This window comes from Streptomyces lonarensis, assembly GCF_012033735.1.
GTDB classification, from domain to species: Bacteria; Actinomycetota; Actinomycetes; order Streptomycetales; family Streptomycetaceae; genus Streptomyces; species Streptomyces lonarensis.
The window spans coordinates 1-17,627 of record NZ_JAAVJD010000112.1; the positions used below are offsets into that span (position 1 = coordinate 1).

General features: G+C 75.9%; 14 protein-coding genes. 10 read left to right on the plus strand and 4 right to left on the minus strand.

All coding sequences use genetic code 11. The features are described 5' to 3' along the window. Positions 1–42 precede the first annotated feature (42 nt). Complete coding sequence (locus HCN56_RS14900) at positions 43–846, minus strand: pyrimidine reductase family protein (RefSeq protein WP_167971299.1); 804 nt, start codon at positions 844–846, stop codon at positions 43–45. Between the two features lie 180 nt (positions 847–1,026). On the opposite strand from HCN56_RS14900, the gene zapE reads away from it, so the two are divergent. From zapE to HCN56_RS14925, 5 genes are all read left to right on the plus strand, one after another. After that, entirely contained in the window at positions 1,027–2,070 is a 1,044-nt protein-coding gene (gene zapE / locus HCN56_RS14905) for a cell division protein ZapE (RefSeq protein WP_312871239.1), read from the plus strand. Positions 2,071–2,171: 101 nt separating this feature from the next. Next, positions 2,172–3,143, plus strand: a complete 972-nt coding sequence (locus tag HCN56_RS14910; RefSeq protein WP_312871237.1) for a PPK2 family polyphosphate kinase — start codon at positions 2,172–2,174, stop codon at positions 3,141–3,143. Positions 3,144–3,357: 214 nt separating this feature from the next. Next, on the plus strand, positions 3,358–4,752 hold the full coding sequence (locus HCN56_RS14915) for a multinuclear nonheme iron-dependent oxidase (protein WP_167971304.1): 1,395 nt from the start codon (positions 3,358–3,360) through the stop codon (positions 4,750–4,752). A 201-nt stretch (positions 4,753–4,953) separates the two neighbouring features. After that, the gene (locus HCN56_RS14920; protein WP_167971306.1) at positions 4,954–5,856 is read left to right on the plus strand and encodes a TIGR04222 domain-containing membrane protein; all 903 of its coding nucleotides are present in this window, start codon (positions 4,954–4,956) and stop codon (positions 5,854–5,856) included. 308 nt (positions 5,857–6,164) lie between these two features. Further along, positions 6,165–7,688, plus strand: a complete 1,524-nt coding sequence (locus tag HCN56_RS14925) for an alpha/beta hydrolase (protein ID WP_167971308.1) — start codon at positions 6,165–6,167, stop codon at positions 7,686–7,688. Positions 7,689–7,763: 75 nt separating this feature from the next. Here the strand turns inward: HCN56_RS14925 and hemQ are convergent, their stop codons facing one another. The 3 genes from hemQ to hemE all read right to left on the minus strand — a co-directional run bounded on the left by hemQ (position 7,764) and on the right by hemE (position 11,042). Beyond that, positions 7,764–8,480: a hydrogen peroxide-dependent heme synthase gene (gene hemQ, locus HCN56_RS14930; protein WP_167971310.1), complete on the minus strand. Its 717-nt coding sequence runs from the start codon at positions 8,478–8,480 to the stop codon at positions 7,764–7,766. A gap of 4 nt (positions 8,481–8,484) precedes the next feature. Next, the gene (gene hemG, locus HCN56_RS14935; protein ID WP_167971312.1) at positions 8,485–9,885 is read right to left on the minus strand and encodes a protoporphyrinogen oxidase; all 1,401 of its coding nucleotides are present in this window, start codon (positions 9,883–9,885) and stop codon (positions 8,485–8,487) included. 101 nt (positions 9,886–9,986) lie between these two features. Continuing rightward, on the minus strand, positions 9,987–11,042 hold the full coding sequence (gene hemE / locus HCN56_RS14940; protein ID WP_376770880.1) for a uroporphyrinogen decarboxylase: 1,056 nt from the start codon (positions 11,040–11,042) through the stop codon (positions 9,987–9,989). 148 nt (positions 11,043–11,190) lie between these two features. Between hemE and HCN56_RS14945 the strand changes: the two genes are divergently transcribed. The 5 genes from HCN56_RS14945 to HCN56_RS14965 all read left to right on the plus strand — a co-directional run bounded on the left by HCN56_RS14945 (position 11,191) and on the right by HCN56_RS14965 (position 17,575). Next, positions 11,191–11,829, plus strand: coding sequence for a DUF3000 domain-containing protein (locus HCN56_RS14945; RefSeq protein WP_167971316.1), 639 nt, complete (start codon positions 11,191–11,193; stop codon positions 11,827–11,829). 222 nt (positions 11,830–12,051) lie between these two features. Continuing rightward, positions 12,052–12,714 carry a response regulator transcription factor gene (locus HCN56_RS14950; RefSeq protein WP_167933429.1) on the plus strand — a complete coding sequence of 221 codons (663 nt, stop codon included), beginning with the start codon at positions 12,052–12,054 and terminating at the stop codon, positions 12,712–12,714. 45 nt (positions 12,715–12,759) lie between these two features. After that, complete coding sequence (locus HCN56_RS14955) at positions 12,760–14,019, plus strand: HRDC domain-containing protein (protein WP_167971318.1); 1,260 nt, start codon at positions 12,760–12,762, stop codon at positions 14,017–14,019. Positions 14,020–14,237: 218 nt separating this feature from the next. Further along, a complete protein-coding gene (locus HCN56_RS14960) occupies positions 14,238–15,452 on the plus strand; it encodes a thiolase family protein (RefSeq protein ID WP_167971320.1) in 1,215 nt (404 codons plus the stop codon). Further along, positions 15,449–17,575 carry a 3-hydroxyacyl-CoA dehydrogenase NAD-binding domain-containing protein gene (locus HCN56_RS14965; RefSeq protein ID WP_167971333.1) on the plus strand — a complete coding sequence of 709 codons (2,127 nt, stop codon included), beginning with the start codon at positions 15,449–15,451 and terminating at the stop codon, positions 17,573–17,575. The genes HCN56_RS14960 and HCN56_RS14965 overlap by 4 nt, the downstream gene beginning before the upstream one ends. Positions 17,576–17,627 lie beyond the last annotated feature (52 nt).

Genomic DNA, 17,627 nt, shown 5'->3' on the forward strand with positions numbered 1-17,627 from the left:
GCGCGGCGCGGTGCCCGTCCGGGCTGCGCGCCGCGGCCGACGTCACGCCTGCCCGCCGCCCTCCCGGTTCCCGGGCAGGGCGCCGCGGCGGACGTAGCGGGTGAAGAGGAAGCCGTCGTGCTCCAGCACCGACAGCGGGGCGAAGTCGGTGGGAGTCGGCACGGTCGGCCCCGCCGCCACACGGCCCGCGTCGCCGAGCGCCAGCCGCGGGGCGAACGACAGGCACAGCTCGTCCACCGCGTCGGCGGCGGCCAGCGCCCCGAGCAGCCGCGGACCGCCCTCGCACAGCACCCGACGGTGCCCCAGGCGCGCCAGCTCCGGAGCGATCCGTGCCGCGTCCACCTCCGGGCCCTCCCCGGCCGTCACCACCACCGCGCCGGCGTCCCGCGCCCGCCGCAGCCGGTCGGCGGGCGCCCGGGCCCCGGTCAGCAGCAGCGTCGGGGTGTGGGGCGAGGTGAACAGCGGTGCGTCGAAGTCCAGGTCGAGCGAGCCGCTGACGACCGCCACGGCCGGTGCGGACGTCTGTCCCGCGGCCTCCCGCGCCGCGGCGAACTCCGCGCGGCGGCGGGCCGGACGGTACCCCTCGGCCCGCACCGTCTGCGCACCCACCAGCACCACGTCCGCGAGCTGCCGGAGCACCCCGAAGATCCGCATGTCGGCCTCGCCGGAGAGCGGTTGCGACCGCCCCTCGTGGTGCACCGCGCCGTCGAGGGAGGACACCATGTTGGCACGCAGCCACCCGCCGTCCGGGGCCGGGTGGGCGTAGGCGCGGGCGAGCTCCGGCAGCGCCCAGAGGTCCTCGTCGGACTCGGCCGCGAGGACGGGGGCGGGGATGAGGCGTCTCATGGCGCGCAGTGTGGCACAGCGCACCGGGACGGCCCGGGACCGCAGGCGGACCGCCGCCTAGACTGGACGATCGTGTCCTCCAGTGCTGCGCCCCAGCCCTCCGCCGCCACTCCGGCCGGCCCCGCTCCGTCCGACGACGGGAGGCCCGCGGCCGACGGCCCGGGGGACGACGCGCGGGCGGTGCCGACCGCGCTCTGCGAGCGCTCCCCGCGTGTGCCCGCCGAGCAGCTGGTGGCGGAGATGGTGCCGCCGCCGCGGTTCGACGCGGTGCGGTTCGACACCTACGTCCCCGACCCCTCGCAGCCGAGCCAGACCGAGGCCGTGGAGCTGCTGCGTTCCTTCGCCGCGGGCCTCGACGCGGGCGGTGAGGGCGAGGCGCGGGGCGGTCTCTTCCGCCGCCGCAGGCGCGCCGCCCCCAAGGGGCCGCGCGGGGTGTACCTGGACGGCGGGTACGGCGTCGGCAAGACCCACCTGCTGGCCTCGCTCTGGCACGCCACCCCGGCGCCCCCGGAACGGAAGGCGTTCGGCACGTTCGTCGAACTCACCCACCTTGTCGGCGCGCTCGGGTTCCAGCAGGCGGTGCAGGCGCTGTCGGGGCACCGGCTGCTCTGCATCGACGAGTTCGAGCTGGACGATCCGGGCGACACCGTGCTGGTCTCCAGCCTGCTCGGCCGACTGGTGGAGGCAGGGGTGTCGCTGGCCGCCACCTCCAACACGCTGCCCGGGAAGCTCGGCGAGGGGCGGTTCGCCGCCACCGACTTCATGCGGGAGATCCAGGGGCTCTCCGCCCACTTCCGGGCCGCGCGGATCGACGGCCAGGACTTCCGCCACCGCGGGCTCCCGGAGGCGCCGGCGCCCCACGACGACGGCACCGTCGTACGGGTCGCCCACCGCACGCCCGGGGCCTCGCTCGACGCCTTCCCAGCGCTGCTGGCGCACCTCGCCACGGTCCATCCGAGCCGGTACGGCGCTATGGCCGAGGGGCTGACCGCGGTGTGCCTGACCGGGGTGGCCCCCGTGCCCGACCAGTCCACCGCGCTGCGGCTCGTGGTGCTGGCCGACCGCCTCTACGACCGCGAAGTGCCGGTGCTCGCCTCCGGTGAGCCCTTCGACCGGCTGTTCTCCGAGGAGATGCTGAACGGCGGGTACAAGAAGAAGTACTTCCGGGCGATCTCCCGCCTCACCGCCCTCGCCCGCGACGCCGGCCGGCTCACGGAGGGCTGAACCCCGCGCTCCTCCCGTTGGCGGGCCGCGGCGGCCGGCGCCATGCTCGTGGTACGCCCGGGCAGGCCCGCCGGGGCGGTTCCGGCGAGTGGGGAGGAACCGTGACAGCACCCCGGAACCCCCGGCCCTCCTTCGGCGCGGCAGACACCCCCGGCCCGGTCTCGGCGCTGCTGCGGGTCCGGGGTGACCGCCCGGTCGACCTCACCGCCCTGCCGACCGACACCACCCCCGGCTTCCCGCCCCGGCCCACCGGCAAGGGGCGCAAACACGGCCGCGGGAGCGGCGACGGCCGGCCCGGGCCCCGCAGCCCGTCGCAGCTCAAGGACGACAAGCGCGCCGCCCGCCGGGCGGCGGAACGCACCGCCGAGGAACTCGCCGCACTGCAGGAGCGGCTGTTCGCCGCCGCGACGGCGGGCGACCGCCGCCGGGTGCTGCTGGTGCTCCAGGGCATGGACACCTCCGGCAAGGGCGGCACGGTGAAGCACGTGGTCGGAGCCTTCGACCCGGCGGGCTGCCGGGTGCACGCCTTCAAGGCGCCGACCGCCGAGGAGCGGGCGCACCACTTCCTCTGGCGCGTCGACGCTGCCCTCCCGCCGGCCGGAGCCATCGGCATCTTCGACCGCTCCCATTACGAGGACGTGCTGATCGCCCGGGTGCGCGGTCTGGTGCCGCCCGCGGTCTGGACGCGCCGGTACGAGGAGATCAACGCCTGGGAGGCCGGGCTCGCCGCGGACGGCGTCGCCCTCCTCAAGGTCTTCCTCCACGTGGGCCGCGACCGACAGCGCAAGCGGCTGCTGCGGCGGCTGGACGACCCCGGCAAGCAGTGGAAGTTCAGCGCGGACGACGTGGCGGAGCGGGCACTGTGGCCCGCCTACCGGGAGGCGTACGAGGCGGTGCTCGACCGCTGCTCGACGGCGGCCGCCCCCTGGTACGTCGTTCCGGCGGACCGCAAGTGGTACCGGAACTGGGCGGTCGGCAGGCTGCTCGCGGAGCATGTGGCCGCGCTCGACCCCCGGTTCCCGCACGTCGAGATCGACACCGAGCGGTACCGCGCGCAGCTGCTGGCCTCCTGACCCTCCCCGCCCGGGAGCACCGAGCGGCCCGGGCCCCGCCGGGCCGTCGCGCCGCCCGCGTGGAACCGCCGCGGCGCGCCCCGGCGTCCGTCCCGGCGCAAGCTCAAATTCTGCTCTGAACTCGCCGCCGCGCCGGTTCGCCGACCGCCCCGCAGGAGATGACAAGGGCACCGGCGCCGGGTGACCGGCTTTCCGGGAGAAGGGGGACCAGCTCATGGTCGCACTGGGCACGGGGATCGGATGGCGGCCCGAGATGGCTTCGGGGATCGCGGGGATGACGGACCTGGACTGGGTCGAGGTCGTGGCGGAGAACATCTGCCCCGGACACCTCCCGCCGGCGCTGCGCGCGTTGCGGGAGCGCGGGGTGACGGTGGTCCCGCACGGTGTGGGTCTGGGGCTGGGCGGAGCCGACCGCCCGTCGCCGGCGCGGCTCGTGCACCTCGCGCACGTCGCCGCGGAGGTCGGGGCCCCGCTGGTGACCGAGCACATCGCGTTCGTCCGCGCCGGGGACTCCTCGGCGGGCGGCCGCCGGGTCGAGGCCGGGCACCTGCTGCCCGTGCCCCGCACCCGCGAGGCGCTGGACGTGCTGTGCGAGAACGTCCGCATCGCGCAGGACTCGCTGCCGGTGCCCCTGGCGCTGGAGAACATCGCGACGCTGCTCGCGTGGCCCGAGGACGAGCTGACCGAGGCCCAGTTCCTGGGGGAGTTGGTGGAACGCACCGGCGTCCGGCTCCTCATCGACGTCGCCAACCTGCACACCGACCACGTGAACCACGGGCGGGACCCGGCCGCCACCCTCGCGGAGCTGCCGCTGGAGGCGCTGGCGTACGTGCACGTGGCCGGCGGGGTGGAGCGGGGCGGCCTCTGGCACGACACCCACGCGCATCCGGTGCCGCCGGCGGTGCTGGCGCTGCTCGGGGACCTGTGCGCGCTCCGGGAGCCGCCGGGTGTGCTGCTGGAGCGGGACGACGCGTTCCCGGCGCCCGAGGAGCTGGCCGCGGAACTCGCCGTGATCCGCGCGGTCGTGGCCGCCACCGGGCGGTCCTCGGCCCGCTCGGTACGCGGCGCCGGGGTGGCGCGGGGCGCGCCCGGCACTCCGCGGGCCCCCGGGGCGGCGGGGCCGGCGCCGGCTGCTGAGCCGGCGGGACGGGGGGCCGGCGCGCCGTCGGGGCCGTTCCCGGCTCCGGGGCCGGGGCCGTGCACCGCTCCGGAGCCGCGCGAGGCGTCGGGACCGGCCGGCGGCAGTCCCGTGGACACCGCTCCCGCCCGGGCCCGGCTCGCGCGCTCCCAGCACGCGCTGCTCGCGGCGCTGACGGGGGACGGCCCCGCACCCCTCGGTTTCGACGCCGAGCGGCTACGGGTCCAGCGCTCCGCCCTGGCGGGCAAGCGGGCCGCCGTGATGGCCAGGGTGGCGCCCCAACTGCCCGCCGTCCTCGGCGAGGACTACCAGGGGGCAGCGCTGCGGTACGCCCACCGCCACCCGATGACCGAGGGCTTCCACGAGAGTGCGCGGGACTTCGCCCGCAGGCTGACGGACCGCCGTACCGGGCCCACCCTCTCGTGGTCCCAACGGCGGCGACTGCGGCGCTGGCTGCGCGAGCACGACTGAGGCGCTCACCGGGTTCGACGGTGGCACGAGGCGCGGCCGGGCCGGGGCGGGGCGCGCCGGCCGGCGACGGAGGCGGGCGACGGCGCCTGCGCGGCCCGGCGGCGCACACCGCCGAGCCCTGCTCGGCGCACCACCCGTGCGGCCGCCGTACCGGGCGCCTCGCGGCAGGAACGGTCCACAGACCGAGGGGAGACAGCGGTGATGGTGATCTGGTGGGGATACGCGGTGGTGGCCGTCGTCCTGGTGACGGCGGTCCGGGACGCGATCCGATCGGGCCGCCGGGGGGCAGCCACGAAGGACGCCGCGGTGCGGGACGTGTACGAGGCGGCGGCAATCGCCGGCGGCCCGACGGCGGTGGTCGACACCGCGATCTGCTCCCTGTACGAGAAGCAGCGGCTGCGGATCGAGGGGAGCCGGGTGGTGCTTCTCCAGCCGGTGGCGGACGACCCGGTCGAGCGCGCCGTCATCGACTGCTTCGGGGTCGAGTGGAAGCGGCGGCTCAACCACGTGCGCAGTGAGGCGGCGAGCCGTCGCGCCCTCCGCGACGTGCGGCGCGAGCTGGACGAACGGGGGTTGCTCCACTCGGCCGCCCACGCGCGGTCCGCCCGCACCCGCGCCGCGCTGCGGCTGGTGGCCTGCGGTCTGGTGACCGCGGGCAGCGTGGTCACGCTGGCGCTGGCGTCGCCGGGCACCTCGACCCTGCCGCTGGGGGTCCTGATCGCCGCGTCCGTCCTGGCGCAGGTCGTCGTGATCCTGCTCCCCGCGCCGCGCAGCGGTTCCCCCACCCCGGCCGGTGTCGCGGCCCTCGCACGGGCCCGCCGTGAGGGACTGCCGCAACGGTCGGGCCTCGCCGGGGAGTTCGCGTTGGGCGGGACGGCCGTCCTGGCGGGCACCGCGCTCGGTGCGGCGCTGCTCCTGCCGGCATCCTTCGCCAACGAATGGTCTCCGGAGCGCCACGCCGGAGCCGGCGGTGGCGGCGGATGCGGCACCGCGACGTCCGGTTGCGGAAGCAGCGACGGCGGCGGGGGTGGCGGCTGCGGCGGCGGGTGCGGCGGCGGGTGTGACCGCGCGGCCCGGACCCACGTCACCCGATCGGGTGGGTGACACCCGCGGTCCCACGACACGCCGCCCCCGGTGGACCCGCGCACCGCGCCGCGCCGCGCACCATCCCGGGAAGCCAGCGAAGGGATCACCGGGTGCGTCAGAGCGGCACGACAGGACGGAGCGGGGGTCCCGCGCCGGCGGACCCCTCCGGAGCGGGCGGCGCCGGGCCGGGCGACCGCCGTACGGGGGCGCGGGGGCGACGCCCGGGTGACGCCGGGCGGACGGGCGCGGCGGTCGCGCTGACACTGGCGCTGCTCGCCCCGGCCGAGGCCGCGGCGGCCCCGGCGCCGGACACGTCCGCTCCGCCGGTGGCACCCGGCGCGACCGCGGACGGCGGCGAGGAGCGGCGCAGGGACGCCAACGCCTCTGCGGCGGCGGAGCACGCCGCCGCCGAGGAGCTCCACTGGGGGCGCTGCCCGGCCGGTGACCGGCTGCCCCACCCGGTGGAGTGCGCCGTGGTCGAGGTCCCCCTCGACTACGCGCGCCCCACGGGCGCTCGGCTGGCGCTGCACGTCAGCAGACTCCCCGCCGCGCCGGACCGGCCCGCCGGAGGCCGCCCGGGCGAGCCCCGGGCGCTGGTGCTGCACCCCGGTGGTCCGGGCGCAGACGGCCGGCGCATGGCGCTCCGCCCCCGGGAGCACCCGGAGAGGGTCTGGCGCGATCTGCACGCCGGCTTCGACCTCGTCGGCTACGCCCCCCGCGGGGTGGGCCCCTCCGGTGGGCTGTCCTGCGCCGCTCCCGAGAGCTTCCGCCCCGGGCCGAGCCCCTCCCCCACCGACCCGACCCCGGCGCAGGAGGCGGCGCTCCACGCCGACGCCGCCCGCTACGCCGCCGGTTGCCTGGCGGGCGCACCGGAGCTGCTGCCCACCGTGACCACGGCGAACAACGCCCGGGACCTCGAGGTGATCCGGGGCGCCCTGGGTCAGCGGCGTCTCGACTACCTCGGCCTGTCGTACGGGAGTTACGTGGGGGCGGTCCACGCCTCCCGGTTCCCCGGCTCCGCCGGGTCGATGGTGCTGGACAGCCTGGTCCACCCGGGCGAGGACCGGGTCTGGTACGCGGGCAACCTGCGGCAGTCGGCCGCGTTCCAGGAGCGGTGGGGGGAGTTCCTGGCATGGGTCGCCCGGCACGACGCTGCCTACGGCCTCGGGACCACCGCGGCACAGGTCGGGGCCCACCACCAACGGGCCGTCGCCGCGGCCGGCGACCAGGGGCTGGTGCCGGGCTCCCGTGTGGGCGCCGGCGAGCTGCACCGCGCGTTCCGCGGCGCCGTCTACGACGACGCGGAGTGGCCCCGGATCGCCCGCGCACTGGCGGAGTTCGCCGAGGGGCGGCCCGAGCCGCTGCGGGCGTTGGCCCACCCCGACCCGCGGGAGGCGACCGCGCGGGAGAACGCGGCGGCGGTCTACGCCGCGGTGCAGTGCAACGACGCCCCCTGGCCGCGCGACCCGGGCCAATGGCGAGCGGACCTGCGGCGGGCTGCGGAGCGCGCGCCGTTCGCCACCTGGGAGAACGCCCGCGAGAACCTGCCGTGCGCCCACTGGCCGCTCCCCCACGGCGTGCCGCCGGAGGTCGGTGCCGAGCCGGGTTCGCTGCCGCCGGTCCTGCTGGTGCACGGCACCCGGGACGCGCCGACGCCCTACGAGGGGGCCCGGGAGACGCACCGGCGGCTCTCCGGCTCGGTGCTGGTCACGGAGGAGGGCGGCGGGCGCCACGGCGTCACCGGCGGCAACAGCTGCGTCGACCGGCTGGTCACCGGCCACCTGCTGCGGGGCGAGCTGCCACCGGAGCCGCACACCGTGTGCGAGGCGCGGCCCGAACCCCGGCCCTGAGCCGAGGTCCGCGCACCGCCACGGCGACGGGGCGGCCGCAGGGCGGCCCCGTCGCCGGCGCGGCGGTGCGGCGGGTCAGGCCAGGCCCTCGACCAGTTCGGTCAGGCTCCGGCGGCGACCGGTGTAGAAGGGGACCTCCTCGCGGACGTGCATCCGCGCCTCGGAGGCCCGCAGGTGGCGCATGAGGTCCACGATCCGGTGCAGTTCGTCCGCCTCGAAGGCGAGGATCCACTCGTAGTCGCCCAGCGAGAAGGAGGCGACGGTGTTGGCGCGGACGTCCGGGTAGGGCCGCGCCATCTTGCCGTGCTCGGCGAGCAGCCGCCGACGCTCCTCGTCCGGCAGCAGGTACCAGTCGTAGGACCGCACGAAGGGGTAGACGCTGATGTACTCGCGCGGCGTCTCGTCGGCGAGGAACGCCGGGATGTGGGACTTGTTGAACTCGGCCGGACGGTGCAGCGCCATGTTCGACCACACCGGCTCGAGCGCGCGGCCCAGCAGGGTGCGGCGGAAGCGGTTGTACGCCAGCTGCAGCGCGTCGGAGGTCGGGGCGTGCCACCAGACCATCACGTCGGCGTCGGCGCGGAGCCCGGACACGTCGTAGGTCCCGCGGACGGTGACGTCCTCCGCGGCCAGCTCCTTGAACAGCTCCTCGACCTCGGCCGCCCAACCGTCCCGGTCCTCCGGGAGGACGTCGCGCAGCCGGAAGACCGACCACAGGGTGTAGCGGATGGTGTCGTTGAGTTCCTTGGCGATCTTGCCCGCGTTGGGGGCCTTCTCCGGTGAAGCGCTCATGACGTCATTCTCCCGCTCCCGCCGCCGGACCCGGCGGCAGGGTGGCCGTCAGTGACCGTGCCGCCTCGCGCGCCCCGGCGACGCAGGCGGGGATGCCGACGCCGTCGAAGGCCGCGCCGCAGATCGCGACCCCGGGCAGCCGGCCGACGGCCGACCGGACGCGCGCCACGCGGTCGACGTGGCCCACGGCGTACTGGGGCAGCCCGTCGATCCAGCGGGTGACCACGGACTCGACGGGACGGGCGCCGAGCCCCACGGCCTCCCGCAGGTCGGCGCGGGCCAGCTCCACGAGTTCGGCGTCGTCCCGGTGGACCGCGCGGTCGTCGCCCCAGCGGCCGATCGAGGCCCGGACGACGAAGATCGCCGGGTCCTGCGCGGCGACCCAGTCCCATTTGCTGGTGACGAAGGTGGCCGCCTTGACGTCCCTGCCGTCGACCGCCGGCACCAGGAACCCGCTGCCGCGCGGCAGCCGGGCCAGGTCCACGCGGCGGTACGCGAGGCTGACCAGCGCCATCGAGGCGTGCTCGATGCCGCGCAGCTCACGCGCGGCCTCCGGCGCGTGCGGGGCCAGCAGCGCGGCGGCGGGGCCCGCCGGGAGGGCGATCAGGACGGCGGGCGCGGTCAGTTCGCGTCCGTTCTCCAGGGTCACGGTCCACCCCTGCCCGTCGCGGCGCAGCGCGGTGGCGGCCGACCCGGCGAGCAGCGTCCCGCCGGCCTCGGCGCAGTGCGCGGCGACTGCCTCGGGCAGGGTGCCGACACCGCCGTCGATGCCGAGGAAGACGGGCTCCCCCGGACGGGAGGTCGCCTGGCCGCGGGCCCGCCGGACCGCCGCCAGCAGGGAGGGCTCGCGGCGGACCGCCTCGAAGAGCTGCGGCACGGTGGCCCGCATCGACAGCCGACGCACGTCCCCCGCGTAGACGCCGCCGAGCAGCGGCTCGACCAGCCGGTCGACCACCTCCTCGCCCATCCGGTCCGCCACGTACTCGCCGAGCGAGACGTCCTCGCCGACCTCCGAGGGCGGCAGCTGGGCGTCCTGCGCGATGCGCGCGATGGCGGCGTCGGACAGCAGGCCGACGAGGGCGGCCGGGCTGTCGGGCACCCCCATGACGTGCCCCTGCGGCATGGGGCGCAGCGAGCCGCCCGTCCAGATGGCGGCGCCGCCGACCGCGGGCGGCCGCAGCGCAGCGCCGAGACCGACCTCACGGGCCAGATCGATCGCCTCGGGGCGCCTGGCCAGCAGCGACTCCGCTCCGAGGTCGGTGCGGACGCCCGCGATCTCGCCCCGACGGAGCTTCCCGCCCCAGCGGGCGGAGCCCTCCACGAGCGTCACCCGCATGCCGGAGGCCAACAGGCGCTGGGCGGCGGCGAGTCCGGAGATCCCGCCGCCGATCACGATGGTGTGCACGGTGGCCACCCTTTCGAGAGGTGTGGCGCCGTCCCCGTCGCCACAGGACCGGAAGCCGGCCGCCCGTTCGCCGTCGTCCGCGGGACCGTGCGGCCGGAGGCTCAGCGGGCGGTGCGGGTGTGGACGAACTCCACCAGCCGGGTGAGGGCGTCCGGGTCGGTGGTGGGCAGCACGCCGTGCCCGAGGTTGAAGATGTGGGCGGGGACGTCGCGCGCGGCATCCAGCACGGCGGCGGCCTGCTCCTCGACCGCCTCGCGCGGCGCGAACAGCACCGCCGGGTCGAGGTTGCCCTGGAGGGGCTTGGCGTGCCCGGTGCGGCGCGCTGCCTCGTCCAGCGGCACGCGCCAGTCGACGCCGACCACGTCGGCCCCCGCGTCGCCGAGCTGGTCGAGCAGTTCACCGGTGCCGACCCCGAAGTGGATGCGGGGCACCCCGTAGCCGGCGACGGCCCGGAAGACCTTCTCGGAGGCGGGGCGGACCCGGGTCCGGTAGTCCGCCGGGGAGAGCGCGCCGACCCACGAGTCGAAGAGCTGCACCGCGGAGGCGCCGGCCTCGATCTGCACGCGGAGGAAGGCGCCGGTGACGTCGGCGAGCCGGTCCAGCAGATCCGACCAGAGCTGCGGGTCCCCGTACATCAGGGCCTTGGTGTGCTCGTGGTTGCGCGAGGGCCCGCCCTCGACCAGGTAGCTGGCGAGGGTGAAGGGGGCGCCGGCGAAGCCGATGAGCGGGGTCCCGCCCAGTTCGGCGGTGAGCAGCCGGACGGCCTCGGTGACGTAGGAGACGTCGCCGTCCTCCAGCGGACGGAGCCGCTCCAGGTCGGCGCGGGTGCGGAACGGCCGGGCGACGACCGGGCCGACGCCGGGCACGATGTCGAGGTCGATGCCGATGGCCTTCAGCGGCACCACGATGTCGCTGAAGTAGATCGCCGCGTCGACGCCGTGGCGCCGGACCGGCTGCAGCGTGATCTCGGTGACGAGCTCCGGCCGGGCGCAGGCCTCCAGCATCGCCGTGCCCTCGCGCACCTTGCGGTACTCCGGCAGGGACCTCCCCGCCTGCCGCATGAACCACACGGGGGTGTGGGGCACCTCTTGGCCGCGGCACGCGCGGAGGAAGGCGGAGTCGGCCAGCCGCTCGTCGGCCGCCGGGGTCGTCGGGATGTCGCTGCGCTCGCTCACACCGGAAAGTCTCCCATGCCCCCCGTACGCGCCCCGCCACGCGGGTGTGGCTACCGGATCCCGCCCAGTTGGGCGCTTAGTGTTACCGGCCATGGTGAGGCAGGCGCGAAAGGGTGAGGAGCCCCGTTCTATGAACAGCCCCGGTGAGGGTGTGCCGTCCGTCTTCCGGACGGTGGTGGAGACGCTGGACGCGGCGCGCCCCCGGAGCGAGGTCCGGCTGACGCCGATCCCGCCTCCGCGCCGGCTCGCGCCGTTCGCGCACGCGCTGGAGGCGTCGGTGCTGGCGGCGCCCGATGCGGGCGCGGTGGCGGAGGAGGAGCCGGAGGAGCTGGCCGACGGGCGGTTCGTGCTGCTCCACGACCCGGACGGGCAGGACGGCTGGTTCGGGACCCTGCGGGTGGTGACGCTGGCCCGGGCGGCGATGGAGCCGGAGCTGGGCACCGACCCGCTGCTCCCGGAGGTCACGTGGTCGTGGCTGGCCGAGGCGCTGGACGGTGCGCAGGGCCCGGGCTGGGCGGAGCCGAGCGGCACCGTGACCCTGGCGGTCTCGCGGTCGTTCGGGGGGCTGGCGGAGCGGCCGCCGTCGACGGAGCTGGAGCTGCGCGCGTCGTGGTCGCCGATCGACGAGGCGGCGGTGGCCGGGCACCTGCTCGGATGGTGCGGCATGCTCGCGCAATGCGCGGGGCTGCCACCGGAGCCCGTGGCCCCCGGCGTCGCCGCGCTGCCGCGGCGCCGGACCCCCCGCCGGGGGGACCCGAGGGCGCACTGAGACTGCTCCGTCCGGGTGAGACGGAGAGCCGCCGGGCCATGGTGGGCCGGGGCGCACGCGCCGGGGCGTCACCGGTTCGTGAACAGCCCCTAAAGGCGGTGGGGGTTCCTGCCGAAGGACATTATGACCCATCGATGCGGGTCCATCCGGATGCATCCGGATCGCACCGACTCCTTCCGGCAGGAGTCGGTTCATCCCCCCCACTTCCTCCCGGGAGGCCCGGTGTCCGTGCTCCTCGAACAGCCCACCAGCATGGTGGCGTACCGTCCGAACAAGCCGACGGCCATGGTGGTCGTGGCCGACCCCCGAGTCCGCTCCACCGTCACCCGCCACCTGTGGGCCCTGGGTGTCCGCGACGTGATCGAGGCGTCCTCGGTGGCGGAGGCCCGTCCTCGCATCGGCAACCCGCGCGACATCTGCGTGGCCGAGGTCCACCTGCCCGACGGCTCGGGGCTGAGCCTGCTCTCCGAGACGCGCGCCGCCGGGTGGCCCAACGGGCTGGCGCTCTCCGCCGCGGACGACATCGGCGCGGTCCGCAACGCGCTGGCCGGCGGCGTCAAGGGCTACGTGGTCACCGGCACCCGGAACAACCTCGGGCCGGCCGCCCGGCACGGCGCCGCCCCGATCGGCGCAGCGGCGGCCCGCATGCACCGCCGCCAGCCGGGGGCGCACGGCCACCCCAACGGCTACCGGGAGCTGTCCGGCCGTGAGGTCGAGGTGCTGCGGCTCGTCGCCGAAGGGCAGTCGAACAAGGCGATCGGCGTCTCGATGGGGCTCTCCGCGCTGACCGTCAAGAGCCACCTCGCGCGCATCGCGCGGAAGTTGGGGACCGGCGACCGCGCCGGCATGGTCGCCGTGGCACTGCGGACCGGCATCATCCACTGACCCCGCCGATGTGGTACGGCGTACGCACACAGTTACCCTGGTGGGGTGACCGACGCCCCGCAGACCGACGCCCAGGCCCCGACCCCGCCCGCGCCGACCTCCGGCCCCGCGCCGGTGCCCTTGCTGGCCCCCCGCGAGGGGGTACCCGAGGTGGTGGCGGAACCCGACGGCCTGTCGGCCGTGGTGGCGGCCTTCGCCGCCGGCACCGGCCCGGTGGCGGTCGACGCGGAGCGCGCCTCGGGTTACCGCTACGGCCAGCGCGCCTACCTGGTGCAGCTGCGCCGCGAGGGCGCGGGCACCGCCCTGGTGGACCCGATCGGGTGCGGGGACCTCTCCGCGCTCGGCGAGGCACTGGCGGACACCGAGTGGGTCTTCCACGCCGCCTCCCAGGACCTGCCGTGCCTGCGCGACATAGGCATGACGCCCGCCGTGCTCTTCGACACCGAGCTGGCGGGACGGCTCGCCGGCTTCGCCCGGGTCGGCCTCGGCGTCATGGTGGAGGCGGTGCTCGGCTACCAGCTGGAGAAGGGGCACTCCGCCGTCGACTGGTCGACGCGCCCGCTGCCCGAGCCCTGGCTGCGGTACGCGGCGCTCGACGTGGAGCTGCTGGTGGACCTGCGGGACGCCCTGGAGACGGAGCTGCGCGACCAGGGGAAGCTGGAGTGGGCACTGGAGGAGTTCGCCGCCGTGGCGGCGGCCCCGCCGGCCCCGCCCCGCAAGGACCCCTGGCGGCGGACCTCCGGGATGCACAAGGTCCGGCGCCGCCGGCAGATGGCGGCGGTGCGCGAGCTGTGGACCTCCCGCGACGAGCTCGCCCGGGAACGGGACCTCTCCCCCGGCAAGGTCCTCTCCGACGCGGCGATCGTGGCGGCGGCGCTGGCCATGCCGACGGACGCCCGCGCGATGGCGGCGCTGCCCGGCTTCGGGCACCGGGTCAACCGGCGGATGCTGGCCCGCTGGCAGGCGGCGGTGGACCTCGCCCGCGAGCTGCCCGAGCGGGAGCTGCCGCAGCCGGGCCAGGGCACCACCGGACCGCCCCCGCCACGCGCCTGGGCCGACAAGGACCCCGACGCCGCGGCGCGGCTGACCGCGGCGCGCGCGGCCGTCACCGAGCGGGCGGAGGAGCTGAACCTCCCGCAGGAGAACCTGCTCACCCCCGACACGGTTCGGCGGCTGTGCTGGGAGCCGCCCGCGGAGGCCGACGCCGCCGCGGTCGACGAGGCGCTCCGGCAGCTCGGCGCACGGGACTGGCAGCGCCGCCAGACGGTTCCACTGCTGGTCGAGGCGCTGGCCGCCACGTCCTGAGCACGCACCGGGCCCTCGGTCGGGGCCGGCCCCGAGCGCCCCCGGTCCGCATCGCGGACCGGGGGCGCTCGCGCGTGCGGCGTCCGCGGCGCCCGGGCGGAGGCGACGGGCGCGCACCGATCGTCGCGGATCACCCGGGGCCAGACCTTGCCACACAGTTACCGGCGAGTAGCATTGGGCGGGAACGGAGCAGCCGCGCGCACCTGGAGGAGCCAATCGTGCCTCGTAACGTCAGGGAGGTCGTCTTCGTCGACGGCGTCCGCACACCGTTCGGCAAAGCGGGACCGAAGGGCATCTACCACGAGACCCGCGCCGACGACATGGTCGTCAAGTGCATCCGGGAGCTGCTGCGCCGCAACCCGGGGCTGCCCCCGGAGCGCGTCGAGGAGGTCGCCGTGGCGGCGACCACCCAGATCGGCGACCAGGGGCTGACCCTGGGCCGCACGGCCGCGATCCTCGCCGGACTGCCCACCTCGGTTCCCGGGTACTCCATCGATCGCATGTGCGCAGGCGCGATGACCGCCGTCACCAGCACCGCGGGCGCCATCGCGTTCGGCGCCGCCGACGTGGCGGTGGCCGGCGGCGTGGAGCACATGGGGCGGCACCCGATGGGCGAGGGCGTCGACCCCAACCCACGCTTCGTCTCCGAGAAGCTGGTGGACGAGTCCGCCCTCTTCATGGGCATGACGGCGGAGAACCTCCACGACCGCTTCCCCCACCTCACCCGGGAGCGGGCGGACGCCTACGCCGCCCGCAGCCAGGAGAAGGCGGCCAAGGCCTACGCCGACGGCCGCATCCAGTCCGACCTGGTGCCGATCTCCGTGCGCCGCACCCAGCCCGACGGCGGGGAGACCGGCTGGGGGCTCGCCACCGCCGACGAACCGATGCGGCCCGGTACCACGCCGGAACAGCTCGCCGGGTTGAAGACCCCCTTCCGGCCGCACGGCCGGGTCACCGCGGGCAACGCCGCCGGGCTCAACGACGGCGCCACCGCCTCGCTGCTCGCCGCCGAGGACGTGGCGCGCGAGCTGGAGCTGCCGGTGCGGATGCGGCTGGTCTCCTACGCGTTCGCGGGAGTGGAGCCTGAGGTCATGGGCGTCGGGCCGGTGCCCGCGACCGAGAAGGCGCTGGCCCGGGCGGGGCTGTCGATCGGTGACATCGGCCTGCTGGAGGTGAACGAGGCCTTCGCGGTCCAGGTGCTGGCCCTGCTGGACCACTACGGGATCGCCGACGACGACCCGCGCGTCAACCAGTACGGCGGGGCGATCGCCTTCGGCCACCCGCTGGCGTCCTCCGGCGTCCGGCTGATGACCCAGCTGGCACGGCAGTTCGAGCAGCAGCCCGACGTCCGCTACGGCCTGACCACCATGTGCGTCGGCTTCGGCATGGGCGGGACCGTCATCTGGGAGAACCCCCACTGGGAGGGCAAGTGAGCACCGCAGAACGACTGAAGGCAGCGGCCGAGCTGTTCCCGGACGAGGTCGTCACCACGGCGCACGTCCGCCACCTCGACCTGCCCGCCGGGGCCGGCCGGTTCGCGCTGATCACGCTGGACAACGGGCTGGACCACACCAAGCCGACCACCTTCGGCCCGCGCTCGCTGGGCGAGCTGGACGCGGCGCTGGACCAGGTCACCGCCGAGGCGGAGCGCGGCGAGATCGTCGCGGTGGGGCTGACGGGCAAGCCGTTCATCTTCGCGGTCGGGGCCGACCTCAAGGGCGTCGAACTGCTGCGGACCCGTGACGACGCCCTGGCCATCGGCCGCGGCGGCCACGACGTGTTCCGTCGGTTCGCGGAGCTGGCGGTCCCGTCGTTCGCCTACTACAACGGTGCCGCCCTCGGCGGGGGCGTCGAGGTCGGGCTGCACTGCACCTACCGCACCATCGCCGCGCAGTCGCCGGCGTTCGCGCTGCCCGAGGTCTTCCTCGGGCTGGTGCCGGGCTGGGGCGGCTGCACGCTGCTGCCCAACCTGGTGGGCGCCGAGCGCGCACTGAAGTTGATCATCGAGAACTCCCTCAGCCAGAACCGCATGATGAAGGCGCCCAAGGTCCACGAACTGGGCATCGCCGACGCGATCTTCGACTCCGCCGACTTCCTGGAGCAGTCCCTGCACTGGACCTCGGCGGTGCTGCGCGGCGAGCTGACGGTGGAGCGGCCCGAGGTGGACCGCGGGGAGGCGTGGGACAAGGCGGTCGCCGCCGCCCGCGCCTTCGCCGACAGCAAGGTCCACGGCGCGGCCCCGGCCGCCTACCGGGCGCTGGACATCGTCGCGGCAGCCAAGGACGGCGACGTGGCGGCCGGCTTCGCCGCCGAGGACGAGGCACTCGCGGACCTCATCATGGGCGGGGAGCTGCGCAGCGGCATCTACGCCTTCAACCTGGTCCAGAAGCGCGCCAAGCGGCCGGTCGGGGCCCCCGACAAGAGCCTGGCCCGCCCGGTCACCAAGGTCGGCGTCGTCGGCGCGGGGCTGATGGCCTCCCAGCTGGCGCTGCTCTTCGCCCGGCGCCTGGAGGTGCCGGTGGTGCTCACCGACATCGACCAGGAGCGGGTGGACAAGGGCGTCGGCCACGTCCACGAGCAGATCGACATGCTGCTCCTGAAGGGGCGGGTCGGCCAGGACCAGGCCAACCGGCTGAAGGCGCTGGTGACGGGTTCGCTGGACAAGGCCACCGCCTTCGCCGACGCGGACTTCGTGATCGAGGCCGTCTTCGAGGAGATGGGCGTCAAGCAGCAGGTGTTCGCCGAGCTGGAGGCGGTGGTCCCCGAGCACGCGATCCTCGCGACCAACACCTCCTCGCTGTCGGTGACGGAGATGGCCTCGCGGCTGACGCACCCGGAGCGGGTGGTCGGTTTCCACTTCTTCAACCCGGTGGCCGTGCTGCCGCTGCTGGAGATCGTGCGGGCCGAGCAGACCGACGACGCCGCCCTGGCGACCGCCTTCGCGGTCTCCAAGAAGCTCAAGAAGACGTCGGTCCTGGTCAAGGACGCCCCCGCGTTCGTGGTCAACCGCATCCTGACCCGCTTCATGGGCTCCGTGCTGGCCTCCATCGACGAGGGCACCGACATCCCCACGGCCGAGCGCGCCCTGGCGCCGCTGGGCCTGCCGATGTCCCCGATCCAGCTGCTGGAGCTGGTCGGCCCGGCGGTGGCGCACCACGTCGCCGGCACACTGCACGCCGCCTACCCGGACCGCTTCACCGTCTCGCCGAACCTCGGCCGGGTGGTCGCCGCCGGCAAGCGGGCGTTCTACGTCCACGACTCCGGCCGCCCGGAGCTGGACCCGGAGGTGCTGGCGCTCTTCGAGACCGGCGACGTGGCGCTGACCGAGGAGCAGGTCCGCGACCGCGCGCTGGACGCCATCACCGAGGAGATCGGGCTGATGCTGGACGAGGGCGTCGTCGCTGCCCCGCAGGACATCGACCTCTGCCTGATCACGGGCGCGGGCTGGCCTTTCCACCTCGGCGGGGTCACCCCCTACCTCGACCGGTCCGGGGTCTCCGAGCGGGTCCTCGGCCGGCGGCTGCTGGCACCGGGCGTCGCCGACGTCCCCGCCTGACCCGCCCGCCGCACGGTCCGGCACTTCGCCGACCCGTGCGGCACCGCACGGC

Coding starts and splice junctions, on each gene's coding strand:
- HCN56_RS14945 (WP_167971316.1), top strand. CDS start 11,191: ATGAACAGCCCCGGTGAGGGTGTGCCGTCCGTCTTCCGGACGGTGGTG.
- HCN56_RS14900 (WP_167971299.1), bottom strand. CDS start 846: ATGAGACGCCTCATCCCCGCCCCCGTCCTCGCGGCCGAGTCCGACGAG.
- HCN56_RS14920 (WP_167971306.1), top strand. CDS start 4,954: ATGGTGATCTGGTGGGGATACGCGGTGGTGGCCGTCGTCCTGGTGACG.
- HCN56_RS14915 (WP_167971304.1), top strand. CDS start 3,358: ATGGTCGCACTGGGCACGGGGATCGGATGGCGGCCCGAGATGGCTTCG.
- hemQ (WP_167971310.1), bottom strand. CDS start 8,480: ATGAGCGCTTCACCGGAGAAGGCCCCCAACGCGGGCAAGATCGCCAAG.